Here is a 15,392-nt window from a genome sequence, read left to right as displayed (position 1 = left end):
CGGTTCAGCCGTCTGTGCTCAGTGTGCCGCGCAGCCGCCCGTCGCCGCCGGCAGCGGCTCGGGGACGCCGATCTTCGGCAGGCCGAGCAGGACGCCGGCCGGCTTGGCGGCCTCGGCGGTGTTCCGCTTCTCCCAGGCGTCGCCCGCGCGCGTACGGCGCACGTCGAGGACGGCACCCTCGGCGAGAAGGTGGTGCGGGGCGGCGTAGGTGATCTCGACCGTGACGACGTCGCCGGGACGGACCTCCTGGTCGGGCTTGGTGAAGTGGACCAGGCGGTTGTCGGGGGCGCGGCCGGACAGACGGTGCGTGGCGCCGTCCTTGCGGCCCTCGCCCTCGGCGACCATCAGCTCCAGGGTGCGGCCGACCTGGCTCTTGTTCTCCTCCCAGGAGATCTCCTCCTGAAGGGCGACGAGCCGCTCGTAGCGTGCCTGGACGACCTGCTTGGGGACCTGGTCCTCCATGGTCGCGGCCGGGGTGCCGGGCCGCTTGGAGTACTGGAAGGTGAAGGCGTTCGCGAAGCGGGCCTCGCGCACGACGTGCATCGTCTGCTCGAAGTCCTCCTCGGTCTCGCCCGGGAAGCCGACGATGATGTCGGTGGAGATCGCCGCGTGCGGGATGGCGGTGCGCACCTTCTCGATGATCCCGAGATAGCGCTCCTGCCGGTACGAGCGGCGCATCGCCTTCAGGACGGTGTCCGAGCCGGACTGGAGCGGCATGTGCAACTGCGGCATGACGTTCGGCGTCTCGGCCATGGCGGCGATGACGTCGTCGGTGAAGTCGCGCGGGTGCGGAGAGGTGAAGCGGACCCGCTCCAGGCCCTCGATCTCCCCGCAGGCGCGCAGCAACTTGCTGAAGGCCTCGCGGTCACCCAGGTCGGAGCCGTAGGCGTTGACATTCTGGCCGAGCAGGGTGATCTCGGAGACGCCCTCGGCGACCAGCGCCTCGACCTCGGCGAGGATGTCGCCGGGGCGGCGGTCCTCCTCCTTGCCGCGCAGCGCCGGGACGATGCAGAAGGTGCAGGTGTTGTTGCAGCCGACGGAGATCGACACCCAGGCCGCGTAGGCGCTCTCGCGCCGGGTCGGCAGCGTCGAGGGGAACGCCTCCAGCGACTCGGCGATCTCGACCTGTGCCTCTTCCTGCACGCGGGCGCGCTCCAGCAGGACCGGCAGCTTGCCGATGTTGTGCGTGCCGAAGACGACGTCCACCCAGGGCGCCTTCTTCACGATGGTGTCGCGGTCCTTCTGCGCGAGGCAGCCGCCGACCGCGATCTGCATGCCGGGCCGTCTCGCCTTCTTCGGGGCGAGGTGGCCGAGGTTGCCGTACAGCTTGTTGTCGGCGTTCTCGCGGACCGCGCAGGTGTTGAAGACGACGACGTCCGCGTCGCCGTCGGAGCCCTCGGGCGCGCGCACGTAACCGGCGTCTTCCAGCAGGCCGGACAATCGCTCGGAATCGTGGACGTTCATCTGACACCCGTACGTGCGCACCTCATAGGTGAGATTTCCGCGGGCTTCCACTGCCGGGCTCCGGTCACTGCTGCTGGTCATGCGTTCAAGGGTAGGCGGTCTGCGGAGGGGCCTTGCCCCCTGCTCCCGTCCGGCCGTCCGGCCCCGAGAGCGCGTGATCCCTACCGGGCGGACCCCGGTTCGCCCTCCTGCATGCGCTGCACGACCTCGCCGAGCCCGTGGGCGACGGTCGCGAGCTGCTGGGGCGTCAGGACGTCGATGAACAGCTTGCGGACGAGGGCGACATGGCCGGGTGCGGCCCGCTCCAGCATCTTCCGGCCCGCCTCGGTGAGGACGGCGTAGACCGCGCGCACATCGCTCGGGCACGAGCGACGGGTGACCAGGCCGGCCTTCTCGAGCTGGGTGATCTGGTACGTCAGGCCGCTCTTGGAGTTGAGCAGCGCGTCTGCGAGCCCGCTCATACGCATCTCTTGGTTCTGGGCGGCGGCGAGGCGCACCAGGATCTCGTACTGGAGGTGCGTGATGCCCACCTCGTCCTTGAGCTGCTGGTCCAGTTGGCGGTTGACGAGCGACCCGGCGGCCACGAAGGCGTACCAGGCGCGCATCTCTTCCTCGTTCAACCACTGGGGTTCGGCCATGCGCCCACGTTAGCGCGGTGGTTCAAATTCGAACCGGGCGTCGAGAAGGGCTGCCGGATGTGACCGGTGCAACACGAAGCAGGTTGCTCAAAATTTGAAACTTCGCGCTAGGGTCGAAGCATCGAGGTTCAAATTTGAACCTGCCGGTGCCGCCGGTGCTGCCGATTCCATCGGTTTCGCCGGTTCCGCCAGTTTCGCCGGTTCGCCGGTTCGCCGGTTCCGCCGGTTCGTCCAGCCCTCGAAGGAGTACTCATGGACGCCGCCCCCTCAGCAGGTCACTCCCGCTCCTCCGCCCCCTTTTCGGCCGCTTCGATACGCACCCGCGTGACCATCCCGCTCCGCTTCGCCGACGGCTACGAGGTCACCGCCGACGCGGTCACCTTCCACGGCCTGGCCGACGGAGAGGAGCATGTGGCGCTGGTGCTCGGCGATCCCGCGACCGCGCCCGCGCCGCTGGTGCGGCTGCACTCGGAGTGCCTGACCGGGGACGTGTTCGGCTCGGCCCGCTGCGACTGCGGTCCCCAGTTGCGCGAGGCCGTGGAGCGCATCGCGGCCACCGGCGGCGTCCTGCTCTACCTGCGCCAGGAGGGCCGGGGCATCGGTCTCTACAACAAGCTGGACGCCTACGCCCTGCAGGACACCGGCCTGGACACCTACGAGGCCAACGCCGCGCTGGGCCTGCCCGAGGACGGCCGCGACTACACCTCCGCCGCCCAGATGCTCACCGCCCTCGGCATCGGCGAGCTGGACCTGCTCACCAACAACCCCGACAAGGCGGGGCAGTTGCGTGACCTGGGCGTCTCCGTGCGTTTCGTACGGCCCACCGGCGTCTTCGCCACCGACAGCAACGTCCGCTATCTGCACGCCAAGGCCGAGCGGACCCACCACACCATCGCGCTGCCCGAGCAGGCCGGTCCGGACGCGGTGGGCGTGGTGGGCGCGGTTGCCACGCTGGCCGGCTGACCATCCCCACCCCGTAGGAACGGGCCTACCTCCGGAGCACTCGCATGCCCTCATCCCTCGCCCGCGTCGCCACCGACGCCGCCCCGCGCTACGCCAAGCAGCTCGCCTCCCACTTCGGCCGGAAGATCCCCGTCGAGCAGACACCGGACGGCGGCCACCGCCTCACCTTCCAGAACACCTACGTCGTTCTCGAACCCCGGCCCGCACATCTGCTGATCCGCGTCACCGCACCCGACGCGTCCACGCTCACCGCCATCCGGGACGTCGTGGGCAGCCACCTCGAACGCTTCGGGCAGCGCAACGAACTGCGCGTCGCCTGGGACGAGCCCACTGCTCAGGAGAACCCCGCTCAGGACTGACGCGCCGGCCCGGCGCCCGAGAGAAAGGCACCGTCATGAAGGCCGTCACGATCACAGGCTTCGGGGCCGAGCCGCTCCTCACCGATCTGCCCGTGCCGGAACCGGGCCCGGGCGAGCTGCTGGTCCGGCTGCACGCCGCCGCGCTCAACCCCTTCGACTGGAAGGTCGCCGACGGAGCCCTCAAGGGCATGGTCGAGCACGGCTTCCCCCTCGTCATGGGCTCGGACGGCGCAGGCGTGGTCGAGCGCATCGGCCCCGGTGTCATCCACTTCCGGCCCGGCGACACCGTCTACGGCCAGTTCATGAACCTCGCGTACGGCCGCGGCTCCTACGCGGAGTACGTGATCGCCGCCGAGAACGGCACTCTCGCCCGCATGCCCGACGACCTGCCGTTCCCGGTCGCGGCGGCGCTGCCCACCGCCAGCGTGACCGCGTACCAGGCCATCGAGGCGACCCGACTCGACGCCGGGCAGGTGATCCTGATCAACGGCGCCTCCGGCGGGGTGGGGCAGTCCGCGATCCAGTTCGCCGCCCTCCAGGGGGCAAGAGTGCTGGCCACCGCCACGGGCGACATCGCCGGCCACCTCCGTGATCTCGGCGCCGACGAGACCGTCGACTTCACGGCCGCGCCCACCGCCGAGCAGGTCCTGGCCGCCCATCCCGACGGCATCGACGCGATCCTCGACCTGGTCACCGCACCCGGCGGCGAGATCGACGCCCTGGCGGGGCTGCTCAAGCCGGGCGGCACCTTCGTGAGCACCAACCGGGCCGCCGATCCCGACGCCCTGGCCGCCCGCGAGATCCACGGCGTCAACCTCGTCAACGACCCGAGCCGCAAGGAGCTGGAGTCCCTCGCCGCACTCGCCGACGCGGGCAAGCTCCGCATCACGATCGAAACCGAGGTGCCCCTGGCCGACGCCCCCGCCGCCGTGATCCGCGCCCGCGCGGGTGGCTCGCGCGGCAAGACGGTCATCCTGCTCTGACGCCGCAACCGCGGCCCGCCGCCGGTCGGCGAGGCCGCCCCGGCGCCGCACGCTCACGCGGCTTTGGCCGCCCGGCGCCGCAGGCTCACGCGCCTTCGGCCGCCCACCCCTGGCGGCGCAGGACGCCCGACACGTCCGGTGCCTCGTAGTGCTCGCCCTTGAGGACCTTGCCGTCGGCCCGGCGGGCGATCTGGCCGTCGGGGCCCAGCTTGGTCATGTTGGAGCGGTGGATCTCGGCCAGGACGGCGTCGAGGTCGATGCCGTGGACCAGGGCCGTGCCGTACGCGACATAGACGACGTCCGCCAGCTCGTGCGCCAGCCTGTCGAGCGGGCCGGTGACGGAGACCTCGGCGACCTCCGCGGCCTCCTCGGCGAGCAGCTCCCCTCTGTGGGCGGCGAGGTCCCGGGACACCTCTGTCGGCCTACTGCGCGCGGCCAGCCCGAAAGCGAGGTGGAATTCACGGACCAGGTCGGCAGGCGAGGAACTCATGCGGCGACTGTAGCGACCGGGTCGGACAGTCCCGGTCGCGGTCCTGATCATGGACGCGGCCGGTCCCTGTGACCTCGGCCCTGGTCAGCACGGCGTACCGGCTGGCAGGATCGCCGCCATGTCCAAGCCGTTCACCCGCATCAGCAGGAGCCGAGCCGTGCAGGCCGCGTCCGCCGGGGTCGTGGCCCTCGGGTTGCTGCTGTGGTGGGTGCTGCCCCTGGGCGAGGACCCGCCGAGCGGGACGATCACGTTCAGCACCGGCACGCGCGCGGGGGTCTATCAGAAGTACGGCGAGCTCCTGCGCAACGAGCTCGCCAGGGACATGCCGCAGCTCAAGGTGAAGCTGCTGACGAGCGCCGGCTCACAGGAGAACGTCGAGCGCGTGGCGACCGGTAAGGCCGACTTCACGATCGCCGCCGCCGACGCCGTGGACACGTACAGGATGGGCGGCAGGCCCGCCACCGACCAACTGCGCGGTGTCGCCCGCCTGTACGACGACTACGTACAGCTCGTCGTCCCGCCGGACTCGGACATCCGTTCCGTCGCGGACCTGAAGGGCAAGCGGGTGGCCATAGGGCTGCCCAACTCCGGCGTACGGCTGATCGCCACCCGCGTGCTGGAGGCCGCCGGCATCGACCCGGAGAAGGACATCACGCCCAGGGCGGAGGGCATCGACACCGGGCCCAAGCGGCTCGGGCACGAGCTCGACGCCTTCTTCTGGTCGGGCGGCGTGCCGACGGACGGGCTGCAGAAGATCGCCGAGTCGTCCGCGTTCCGGTTCGTGCCGATCGACGCCGACCTGGTCGCCAAGGTGCACGCCCAGGGCGACACGGCGCACTTCTACCGCGCGACCAACATGCCGGAGTCGGCGTATCCGACCGTGCAGAACGGCGACACGGTGCCGACGATCGCCGTCTCCAACCTGCTGATCACCCGCAAGGACATGGACCCCCGCCTCACCGAATGGCTCACCCGCACGGTGATCAAGAGCCGCGACGGGATCGGTGCCCACGTCCACTCCGCGCAGCTCGTCGACCTGCGCACGGCGATCTACACCGACCCGCTGGTGCTGCATGACGGGGCCCGGCGGTACTACCGCTCGGTCAAGCCGTAGCCGACGCGGCCGCGGGATCAGGACTCAGGCGGACGGCCCCGACCTCGGCACCGTCACCGTCACCCGCAGGCCGCGGGGCTCATGACGGCCGTACGAGATGGAGCCGCCGCCCGCCGAGAGCAGGGCGCGGGAGATCGACAGGCCCAGGCCCGAGCCCTTGATGTTCTGGTGGCGGCCGCTGCGCCAGAAACGGTCACCGATGCGGGCGAGCTCCTCGTCGGTGAGGCCGGGGCCGTTGTCGGCCACCTCGATCGTCGACATGGCGCCGTTGGAGGCGACGGTCACCTCGACGCGCTCGCCCTTCGGGGTGAACTTGACCGCGTTGTCGATCACCGCGTCCAGCGCACTGGACAGCGCGACCGGGTCGGCCCAGGCCGTGGTGGGCGGGCAGCTCCCGACCAGCCGGACCCCCTTGGCCTCGGCGGTCGGCGCCCAGGCCGCGACGCGCTCGGCGGCCAGCGCGCCGACGTCGGTCAGCCGCAGGTCGGCCGCGGTGTGCTCGGCCAGCGCGAGGTCGAGCAGGTCGTCCAGGACCTGCGCGAGGCGCTTGCCCTCGGTCTGCACCGAAGCGATCTCCTCATTGCCCTCGGGAAGCTCGAAGGCGAGCAGCTCGATGCGCAGCAGCAGCGCCGCGAGCGGGTTGCGCAGTTGGTGCGAGGCGTCGGCGACGAAGGCGCGCTGCTGCTCCAGCACGTCCTCGACGTTGTCCGCCATCTCGTTGAACGACCGGGCCAGCCGACGCAGCTCCGGCGGACCGCTGGCCACCGCGACCCGTGACTTCAGCCGGCCGCTGGCGATCTCGTGCGTGGTGACGTCCAGCACGCGCACCGGCCTGAGCACCCAGCCGGTCAGCCGCAGAGCGGCCCCGACGGCCACCAGCATCGCGACCGTCAGACCGCCGGCGATGATCAGCCAGCCGTTCAGGATCCGCGAACGCATCTGCCCGGTGGGTGAGTCGGTGACGACGACCGCGACGACGTCACCGTCCCTGATCACCGGCGAGGCGACCACGAGCCGCCCGTGCTGCCAGGGCCACACCTGCTTGGGGTCGTGGCTGCGCCGGCTGAGCAGCGACTCCTCGAAGGCGTCGCGTACCTCGCCGGTCTCGGGCAGGAACCAGGTCGTCGGTCCGTTGGCGAGCGGCGTGTCGTTCGGCAGGAAGACACCGGCCCGGACGCCGTAGACGTTGTAGTAGCTCTCCAGCTCCCGGCTCAGGATGCGCAGGTCGTCACGGGATCCGGTGGTGACGTCCGCGGCGGGCCGGGCGATGGCCGCGAAGTAGGCGGTGTCGTCGATCCGGTCGACGACCACGTTCTGCTGCTGGGCCGAGGCCAGGCTGATGCCGAGCGGCACGCCGAGCGCGAGCAGCACGGCCGCCATCAGGACGATGAGCAGCGGAAGGAGTCGAGTGCGCACCGTGCCCGCTACGAGGCCGGGGCGACGAGCCGGTAGCCGACGCCGCGTACGGTCTCGATCAGAGCCGGCATGCGCAGCTTGGCGCGCAGGGACGCCACATGCACCTCAAGGGTGCGCCCGGTCCCCTCCCAACTCGTGCGCCACACCTCACTGATGATCTGCTCCCGGCGGAAGACCACCCCGGGGCGCTGGGCGAGCAGCGCGAGGAGATCGAACTCCTTGCGGGTGAGCTGGACGACCGAACCGTCGACACTGACCTGACGGGTGGGCAGTTCGATGTGTACGGCGCCCAGGCGCAGCACACCGTCGCCGCCCGGCTCGGTGTCCTCGGGCGCGGTGCGCCGGCTGACGGCGTGGATCCGGGCGAGCAGCTCCCCGGTGTCGTACGGCTTCACCACATAGTCGTCGGCCCCGAGGTTGAGGCCGTGGATGCGGGAGCGGACGTCGGAGCGCGCGGTGACCATGATCACCGGCGTGCTGGTGCGCTTGCGGATCTTGCCGCAGACCTCGTAGCCGTCCTGGTCGGGCAGGCCGAGGTCGAGGAGGACGACACCGAAGCCGTTGCCCTCGGGGACGAGCGCCTGAAGGGCCTCCTCGCCGCTGCGCGCGTGCGTGACGTCGAAGCCGTGCCGTGCCAGCACCGCGGACAGCGCGGCAGCGACATGGTTGTCGTCCTCGACGAGGAGGAGTCTCATCCCGGCCTCCCTCGGTTCACCGGCCGTACGATTCGGATAGATACACAGTGCGTGCGCACGCGCGCGTGCACCATGAGAGTCACGCTGATTGACGAGGACGCCGTCAAGAGGGTTCCGGTTGCGGACGGGTTCCGTTACCCAGCCGGTACGCGCGGCAGGTCGCAAGTGCTACGACACGTGTCCGATTGCTATCGGATCGTGATGCTCAGATTCCCCTCAGAACTAATGACGCAGGTCGGATACGGTTATTACTGTCCTCCGAAACCGAGGAGGACGGAGCCTGAGAGCGATGACCGAAGTATCGGTGGCCAAGGACAGTGTGGCCGCGACCGGCGACCTGGTCGTCCTGAAGAACGTGAACAAGCACTTCGGCGCGTTGCACGTGCTGCAGGACATCGACCTGACGATCGCCCGCGGTGAGGTCGTCGTGGTCATCGGACCCTCCGGGTCCGGGAAGTCCACCCTGTGCCGCGCCATCAACCGCCTCGAGACGATCGACTCCGGCGCGATCGCCATCGACGGCAAGCCGCTGCCCCAGGAAGGCAAGGAGCTGGCCCGGCTGCGCGCGGACGTCGGCATGGTCTTCCAGTCCTTCAACCTCTTCGCGCACAAGACCGTGCTCGAGAACGTGATGCTGGGCCAGGTCAAGGTCCGTAAGACGGACAAGAAGAAGGCCGAGGAGAAGGCCCGCGCCCTGCTCGACCGGGTGGGCGTGGCCAACCAGGCGGACAAGTACCCCGCCCAGCTCTCCGGCGGCCAGCAGCAGCGAGTGGCCATCGCCCGTGCACTCGCAATGGACCCCAAGGTCATGCTCTTCGACGAGCCCACGTCGGCGCTCGACCCGGAGATGATCAACGAGGTCCTGGAGGTCATGCAGCAGCTCGCCCGCGACGGCATGACCATGATCGTCGTCACCCACGAGATGGGCTTCGCCCGTTCGGCCGCCAACCGTGTGGTCTTCATGGCAGACGGCAAGATCGTCGAGGAAGCCGTACCGGACCAGTTCTTCAGCAATCCGCGCAGCGATCGCGCGAAGGACTTCCTGTCCAAGATCCTGCACCACTGACGGACTGCGTCACGCACTACTGACGGACTGCGTTTGCGCACCACTGACGGACCGCGTCTCGCAGCCGAGGACCTGCGTCACCCCGCCGCTCCTGGCGGCACGCATCTCTTCTCCACACAAAGGATGTTCACCATGAAGCTCCGCAAGGTCTCCGCCGCGGCGGCCGCCGCACTCGTCCTCTCCCTCGCAGCCACCGCTTGTGGTGGCGACGGCGACAACGACAGCGACAGCGGTTCGGGTTCCGGTGGCGGCAACAAGATCAAGATCGGCATCAAGTACGACCAGCCGGGTCTGGGCCTGAAGGAGCCGGACGGCAAGTTCTCCGGCTTCGACGTGGACGTGGCGACGTACGTGGCGAAGGAGCTCGGCTACGAGCCCGACCAGATCGACTTCGTCGAGACGAAGAGCGCCGACCGTGAGAACGCCCTCGCCCGTGGCGACGTGAAGTTCATCGCGGCGACGTACTCGATCACCGACGAGCGCAAGGAGAAGGTCGACTTCGCCGGCCCGTACCTGCTGGCCCACCAGGACCTGCTGATCAAGTCCGACTCGGACATCAGCAAGGCCACCGACCTCAACGGCAAGAACCTGTGCTCCGTCACCGGCTCCACCTCGGCGCAGAACGTCAAGGAAGAGATCGCCCCGAAGGCCAACCTCAAGGAGTACGGCGGCTACTCGGAGTGCATCGCCGCCCTCCAGAGCGGCGCCGTTGACGCCGTGACCACGGACGACTCGATCCTCGCCGGCTTCGCCGCGCAGGAGCAGTACAAGGGCCAGTTCAAGCTCGCCGGCCTCAAGCTGAGCAACGAGAACTACGGCATCGGCGTGAAGAAGGGCGACACCGAGACCGTCAACAAGATCAACACCGCCCTCGAGAAGATGGTCAGCGACAAGGCCTGGGACAAGGCGGTCACCGACAACTTCGGTCCGGCCAGCTACAAGAACGAGCCCGCGCCGAAGATCGGCGTCATCGTCCAGTAGCGCAGGGATCCATCGGCGCGCCGCCGTCCACCGCGATCAGGGCGGCGGCGCGCCGCGCTATCCACGTACGCCACCCACCCGGAAGCGCGGGAGATCGTGTTCGATTTTCTTTCTGACTACAACGACCCGACCCTGTTGGGCGCCTTCTGGATGACGGTGAAGCTCACCTTCTTCTCCGCCATCGGCTCCCTGATCTGGGGAACTCTCCTGGCCGCGATGCGAGTCAGCCCGGTCCCACTGATGCGCGGGTTCGGCACGGCCTATGTGAACATCGTCCGGAACATCCCCCTGACGGTCATCATCATCTTCACCTCGCTCGGCCTCGCGGACATCTTCCGCGTGACGATGGGCAGCGACGACTTCAAGGTCCAGGGCTTCCGCCTGGCGATCCTCGGTTTCATCGCCTACACCGCGGCCTTCGTCTGCGAGGCGCTCCGGTCTGGCATTAACACCGTGCCGCTCGGGCAGGCCGAGGCAGCCCGCGCCATCGGGCTGACCTTCAGCCAGACTCTCCGGCTCATCGTGCTGCCGCAGGCGTTCCGCTCGGTGATCGGCCCGCTGGCCAACGTGCTGATCGCGTTGACCAAGAACACCACAGTGGCGGCCGCGATCGGTGTGGCAGAGGCTGCCTATCTGATGAAGGCAATGATCGAGAACGAGGCCGAGGTCCTGCTCATCGCCGCGATCTTCGCCTTCGGTTTCGTGGTACTGACTCTGCCCACCGGCCTCTTCATGGGCTGGCTGAGCAAGCGACTGGCGGTGAAGCGATGACCTCCGTTCTCTACGACGCTCCGGGCCCCCGCGCCAAGCGGCGCAATGTGCTCATCTCGGTGGTCTTCTTCGCCCTGCTCGCCCTGCTCGCCTGGTTCATCTGGTACAAGCTGGACGAGAAGAACCAGTGGGCCTGGGCCCTGTGGAAGCCGTTCACCCAGTCGCAGACCTGGACGACCTATCTGCTGCCGGGTCTCGGCGACACGCTGAAGGCCGCGGCCTTGGCCATGTTGATCGCCCTCCCGCTGGGCGCGGTCTTCGGCATCGCCCGCCTCTCCGACCATGTGTGGGTGCGGCTTCCGGCCGCGTGGGTGGTCGAGTTCTTCCGGGCGATTCCGGTCCTGCTGCTGATGCTGTTCGCGAACGAGTTCTACGACCGCTACACGAACGTCTCCAGCGAACAGCGGCCCCTCTACGCGGTCGTCACCGGCCTGGTGCTCTACAACGCATCCGTCCTCGCCGAGGTTGTACGGGCCGGCATCCTGGCCCTGCCCAAGGGGCAGTCCGAGGCAGCCAAGGCGGTCGGTCTCACAAAGGGCCAGACGATGCGGAGCATCCTGCTTCCGCAGGCCGTCACCGCCATGCTGCCGGCCATCGTCAGCCAGCTCGTGGTCATCGTGAAGGACACCGCGCTGGGCGGCGTGATGATCGGGTTCACCGAGCTGCTCAACGCGCGCCAGACCCTGGCAGCCTTCTACGCCAACGTCATCCCCAGCTTCATCGTGGTGGCGATCATCTACATCGTCCTCAACTTCATACTCACCAGCTTCGCGAGCTGGCTGGAGAAGCGGCTGCGGCGCAGCAAGAGGAGCACAGGCGCGGTCCTCAGCGCTGAGGACATGGAGGAGCTGAACCCGGCGGCGACCGGCGGCACCTTCGGAACCGGTGCCGGAGGGTCGATCTGACCCCTGGTCACATCGCTTGAGCACACGGAGGGCAGTGGCATGATCGCCACTGCCCTCCGTCACTTGACGCAAGCACCGGCAATGGGTTGCATACGTTCTGTGATCGTGCACCCTGCTCCAACTCTCTGTTCACTCGCGTTCCTGGGGACACCGCTGCGGGCAGGGGGCGCCGCGCCATGGACCCGGTGATCATCGTCGGAGCGGGGCCCGTCGGGCTCACGCTCGCCCTGGCACTGGCCCGTCAGGATGTCCCCTGCGTCGTCCTCGACGAGGGTCCCGGCAAGGACGAACCCCGTCTCGCCCGCAGTGTCGTCCTGCGCGAGGACACCACCGCCCTCATCGAACGCCTGACCGGTGTACCGCTCGGCGAGGCCGGAACCCGCTGGGCCGGATGGCGGTCGATGCGGCGCAAGCAGGTGATGCGCGAGGTCACATTCGACGACGCCGCGGAAGAGCCCGAGAATCTCAACCTCACGAACCCCGCGCCCCTGCACATCGCCCAGCACGTCCTGACCGGCGTCCTGCGCACGGCCCTCGCCGGCGAGCCGCTCGTCAAGATCACCGTGGACAGCCGCCTGGACGCCATCGAGCAGGAATCCTCGGGCGTCACCGTCCACACCCGCGGCCCGAAGGGCACCTGGTGGCGCGGCAGTTACGCCATCGGCTGCGACGGCCCCCGCTCCACCGTGCGCAAACTCATGGACATCCGCTTCCCCGGCCGTACGGCGGTGGAGCGACACGCCGTGGCCGCGCTGCGCGTGGAACTTCCGTGGGAGGGCCAGGCGTTGCTCCATCGGATGCCACCGTGGCGGACGTCCGGACCCTCGGGCGGGGAGGTCACCGGCCGGCCGCTCCCGGAGGGGGTGTGGCGCCTGGACTGGCTGCTGCCCCCGGGCAAGGACCTGGTCACGCCCGAGCTGCTCGTGGGGCACGTCCGCGAGACGCTCGCCGGCTGGTCCGAGGGGCCGACACCGTCGTACGAACTCCTCGACACCGGGGTTCACACGGTCCACCACCGCCTGGCGCGCCGCTGGCGCGTGGGCCGCGTCTTCATCGCCGGGGACGCGGCGCACTGCCTCGGCACGCTCGGCACGCACGGACTCGACGAGGGCCTGCGGGACGCCGACAACCTCGCCTGGAAGCTGGCGGCGGCCTGGCACCACGGGCCGCACGAAGCGCTGCTCGACAGCTACCAGAGCGAGCGGCGCGCGGTCGTCGCCGCCCGGCTGCGCGCGGCCGACCAGGCGCTGCCGCTGCTGCGCGCGGGCAGCGGGCTGCGCTCGTACGTCCGCGGCTCCGCCCGGGGCCTGGACGCCCTGCTGACGGACGGCCACCTGGGGCAGGGAGCGATCGGTTCGCCCGGCTCGTACGCCCAGTCGCCGCTCGCGCCTCAGCCCTTGGAGGGCGAGGTCCCGGTGGACACGCCGCGCGGTGCGCCGGTCGCGGATGTACGGGTCACCGCGGAGGACGGCTCCTTCGTCCAGTTGCGGGACCGGCTCGGGCGCGGTGCGCTGCTGGTCCTGCTGATCGCGCCGGGCACGGGCGTGTGGGAGCGCAAGCACTGGGCGACCGCCGGGATCATGCCCCGGCTCGCGGCGGCGGTGACGGCGCTGCCGTATCCGGCCGAGCTGCTCGTCGCCGAGAGCTACCCCGGCGCGGCCGCGCATTCGGTCCTGCTGGTGCGGCCCGACGGTCACCTGGTGACGGCTTTGAGCGGGGTGCGGCCGGCCGATCTGTACACGGCGGCAGAGGCGGCCGTAGGCGGACCGATCAAGGTGGCTGCGGCCGCGGAGGAGGCGAGCGCGGCGGCCGGTTCGCGCTGATGGCGCCCATGGTCCGGGCGGTCCGGGCGGTCCGGGCGGTCCGGGCGGTCCGGGCGGTCCGGGCGGTCCGGGCGGTCCGGGGACTGTCTCCCGCCGCCCTTCGTCCGGGGCGTGACTCCTACGGCCCATCGCCCGGGACTGCCCCCTGCCTACCGGGACTGTCTCCCGGCTCCCACCGGACGGAAGGGGTACGCATCCAGGCGGCAGTGATCACCCCCAGCACCGATCTCGCCTGAATGCAGCACTCACCGTCACTGTGCGGTCCGCATAGTGACAGTGAGTTGACCCGCCCGCACCGGCATGGTGTACTCCGGATCGTGACCGACACCTGTGTGCGCCTGTGGCGGAGGGTCCATATGGACCTCGTCCGCTATGCGGGCTGCGTGTGTCGCCCGTCCTGCTGAATTCGCATCCTCCTTCTTCTTTCCCGCGCGTGCCGCGCCCTTGGCCGGTGCCATAGCGGGCTCTTCGCGAACTCTCTTCAGGACGGTGCCCGTGTCTGTCTCTCCTGCCGCCGTCGGCGCTTCCGAGCCGGTTGCCACGCCGAACTCTGCTTCGGACCCCATTCACCACTCCGCCCCGGACTCTGTTCCGAACTCCACTCCGACGCAGGCGGACCTTCTCGACTTCGTCCGGCGCACCGCCGCCGACGCCGAGCTGGTCGCCTCGCTCCCCCTCGATCCCGAGGGCCGTACCTGGGTACGGCTCGAAGGACCCGGCGGCAGCGAGGCCTGGCTGATCGGCTGGCCGCCCGGTACCGGCACCGGCTGGCACGACCACGCCGACTCGGTCGGGGCTTTCGTGACGGCGGACGGCGAGCTCAAGGAGCACTCGCTCGCCGTGCGGCTGCCGGCCGACGGCTGGAAGACCCTGGAACTCGCGGACGACGTGGACCGCTCACGCCGCCTGCCGGCCGGCAAGGGACGCTCCTTCGGCCGTCACCATGTGCACGAGGTCCTCAACCAGTCCACCGACCGGCACGCGATCTCCGTCCACGCCTACTACCCGCCCCTGCCACAGATGCGCCGCTTCAGCCGCAACGGACCGATCCTGCGCCTGGAGCAGGTGGAACGTCCGGAGGACTGGCAGTGAGCGGGGTGCGAGGCGAAGCGGCGACGGTGCGTGGCGTCGGCGGACACCCGGATGGCGAAGGGTTGGATGGCGCAGGGGTGGATGGCGAACGGACCTTTGATGGGCCGGAGTTGAGGGGCGACGGCGTGAGCGGTGGGGTCGAGCAGCAGGTCGTCGGCAGCGAATCGCCGGCGGCCGTCGACGGCACGGATGAACAGCCGGTCGGCATCGACGAACTGGTGGAGCGGGTGCGCGCGGGCTACGAGCGGATCAAGCCCCGGGAGGCGTACGAGGCCGCCCAGGGTGGCGAGGCCCTGCTGGTCGACATCCGGTACGCGGCGCTGCGCGAGCGGGACGGCCTGATCCCCGGTGCCTTGGTGGTCGAGCGCAACGAACTGGAGTGGCGGCTCGATCCACAGGGCAGCCATCGCTCCCCCGAGGCGACGAGTCACGACCTGCGGGTCGTGGTGATCTGCAACGAGGGATACGCGTCGAGCCTGGCAGTCGAGTCACTACGGCGGCTGGGGCTGCACCGGACCACCGATCTGGTCGGCGGATTCCAGGCCTGGCGGGCGGAGGGCTTGCCGGTGACGACGGAAACGGGACCGCCTGCACCGCCTCGTGCCGTGCACGCCCCCTGATCACGGCTCAGC

General features: G+C 69.8%; 17 protein-coding genes. 12 read left to right on the top strand and 5 right to left on the bottom strand.

What is annotated here, in order from left to right:
- Positions 1-18: 18 nt before the first annotated feature.
- Both miaB and ACZ69Q_RS00295 read right to left on the bottom strand, forming a co-directional pair.
- Positions 19-1,545 (bottom strand): tRNA (N6-isopentenyl adenosine(37)-C2)-methylthiotransferase MiaB, encoded by a 1,527-nt coding sequence (gene miaB, locus ACZ69Q_RS00300; RefSeq protein ID WP_471033822.1) that lies wholly within the window; start codon positions 1,543-1,545, stop codon positions 19-21.
- An 80-nt stretch (positions 1,546-1,625) separates the two neighbouring features.
- Positions 1,626-2,102, bottom strand: coding sequence for a MarR family winged helix-turn-helix transcriptional regulator (locus tag ACZ69Q_RS00295; protein WP_471033820.1), 477 nt, complete (start codon positions 2,100-2,102; stop codon positions 1,626-1,628).
- Positions 2,103-2,354: 252 nt separating this feature from the next.
- On the opposite strand from ACZ69Q_RS00295, the gene ACZ69Q_RS00290 reads away from it, so the two are divergent.
- Genes ACZ69Q_RS00290 through ACZ69Q_RS00280 form a run of 3 tightly spaced genes read left to right on the top strand, consistent with a single transcriptional unit; the run spans position 2,355 to position 4,407 of the window.
- A complete protein-coding gene (locus ACZ69Q_RS00290; protein ID WP_471033818.1) occupies positions 2,355-3,065 on the top strand; it encodes a GTP cyclohydrolase II in 711 nt (236 codons plus the stop codon).
- 44 nt (positions 3,066-3,109) lie between these two features.
- Entirely contained in the window at positions 3,110-3,424 is a 315-nt protein-coding gene (locus tag ACZ69Q_RS00285; protein WP_471033817.1) for a DUF2218 domain-containing protein, read from the top strand.
- A gap of 35 nt (positions 3,425-3,459) precedes the next feature.
- Entirely contained in the window at positions 3,460-4,407 is a 948-nt protein-coding gene (locus ACZ69Q_RS00280; protein WP_471033816.1) for an NADP-dependent oxidoreductase, read from the top strand.
- Between the two features lie 85 nt (positions 4,408-4,492).
- On the opposite strand, the gene ACZ69Q_RS00275 is transcribed toward ACZ69Q_RS00280, so the two are convergent.
- Complete coding sequence (locus tag ACZ69Q_RS00275) at positions 4,493-4,897, bottom strand: pyrophosphohydrolase domain-containing protein (protein WP_471033815.1); 405 nt, start codon at positions 4,895-4,897, stop codon at positions 4,493-4,495.
- A gap of 118 nt (positions 4,898-5,015) precedes the next feature.
- Between ACZ69Q_RS00275 and ACZ69Q_RS00270 the strand changes: the two genes are divergently transcribed.
- Positions 5,016-6,011 carry a TAXI family TRAP transporter solute-binding subunit gene (locus ACZ69Q_RS00270; protein ID WP_471033814.1) on the top strand — a complete coding sequence of 332 codons (996 nt, stop codon included), beginning with the start codon at positions 5,016-5,018 and terminating at the stop codon, positions 6,009-6,011.
- Positions 6,012-6,035: 24 nt separating this feature from the next.
- Here the strand turns inward: ACZ69Q_RS00270 and ACZ69Q_RS00265 are convergent, their stop codons facing one another.
- Both ACZ69Q_RS00265 and ACZ69Q_RS00260 read right to left on the bottom strand, forming a co-directional pair.
- Entirely contained in the window at positions 6,036-7,427 is a 1,392-nt protein-coding gene (locus ACZ69Q_RS00265) for a sensor histidine kinase (protein ID WP_471033813.1), read from the bottom strand.
- Positions 7,428-7,435: 8 nt separating this feature from the next.
- The gene (locus ACZ69Q_RS00260) at positions 7,436-8,122 is read right to left on the bottom strand and encodes a response regulator transcription factor (protein WP_471033812.1); all 687 of its coding nucleotides are present in this window, start codon (positions 8,120-8,122) and stop codon (positions 7,436-7,438) included.
- A 289-nt stretch (positions 8,123-8,411) separates the two neighbouring features.
- On the opposite strand from ACZ69Q_RS00260, the gene ACZ69Q_RS00255 reads away from it, so the two are divergent.
- The 8 genes from ACZ69Q_RS00255 (at position 8,412) to ACZ69Q_RS00220 (ending at position 15,380) form a co-directional block, all read left to right on the top strand.
- Positions 8,412-9,188 (top strand): amino acid ABC transporter ATP-binding protein, encoded by a 777-nt coding sequence (locus tag ACZ69Q_RS00255; RefSeq protein ID WP_471033811.1) that lies wholly within the window; start codon positions 8,412-8,414, stop codon positions 9,186-9,188.
- Positions 9,189-9,320: 132 nt separating this feature from the next.
- The gene (locus ACZ69Q_RS00250) at positions 9,321-10,169 is read left to right on the top strand and encodes a glutamate ABC transporter substrate-binding protein (protein WP_471033810.1); all 849 of its coding nucleotides are present in this window, start codon (positions 9,321-9,323) and stop codon (positions 10,167-10,169) included.
- A 96-nt stretch (positions 10,170-10,265) separates the two neighbouring features.
- Positions 10,266-10,940, top strand: coding sequence for an amino acid ABC transporter permease (locus tag ACZ69Q_RS00245; RefSeq protein WP_471033809.1), 675 nt, complete (start codon positions 10,266-10,268; stop codon positions 10,938-10,940).
- Positions 10,937-11,845, top strand: coding sequence for an amino acid ABC transporter permease (locus ACZ69Q_RS00240; RefSeq protein ID WP_471033807.1), 909 nt, complete (start codon positions 10,937-10,939; stop codon positions 11,843-11,845). The genes ACZ69Q_RS00245 and ACZ69Q_RS00240 overlap by 4 nt, the downstream gene beginning before the upstream one ends.
- Before the next feature lie 176 nt (positions 11,846-12,021).
- A complete protein-coding gene (locus tag ACZ69Q_RS00235; protein ID WP_471033806.1) occupies positions 12,022-13,668 on the top strand; it encodes an FAD-dependent monooxygenase in 1,647 nt (548 codons plus the stop codon).
- A gap of 236 nt (positions 13,669-13,904) precedes the next feature.
- Positions 13,905-14,072: a putative leader peptide gene (locus tag ACZ69Q_RS00230; protein WP_471033805.1), complete on the top strand. Its 168-nt coding sequence runs from the start codon at positions 13,905-13,907 to the stop codon at positions 14,070-14,072.
- A gap of 91 nt (positions 14,073-14,163) precedes the next feature.
- Positions 14,164-14,760 (top strand): cupin domain-containing protein, encoded by a 597-nt coding sequence (locus ACZ69Q_RS00225; RefSeq protein WP_471033804.1) that lies wholly within the window; start codon positions 14,164-14,166, stop codon positions 14,758-14,760.
- Between the two features lie 206 nt (positions 14,761-14,966).
- Positions 14,967-15,380: a rhodanese-like domain-containing protein gene (locus tag ACZ69Q_RS00220; RefSeq protein ID WP_471039954.1), complete on the top strand. Its 414-nt coding sequence runs from the start codon at positions 14,967-14,969 to the stop codon at positions 15,378-15,380.
- Positions 15,381-15,392 lie beyond the last annotated feature (12 nt).

The organism is Streptomyces sp. NPDC036764 (assembly GCF_055609385.1).
The sequence above is the reverse complement of the archived record's forward strand: the minus strand, read 5'-3'. Positions and strand labels throughout refer to the sequence as shown.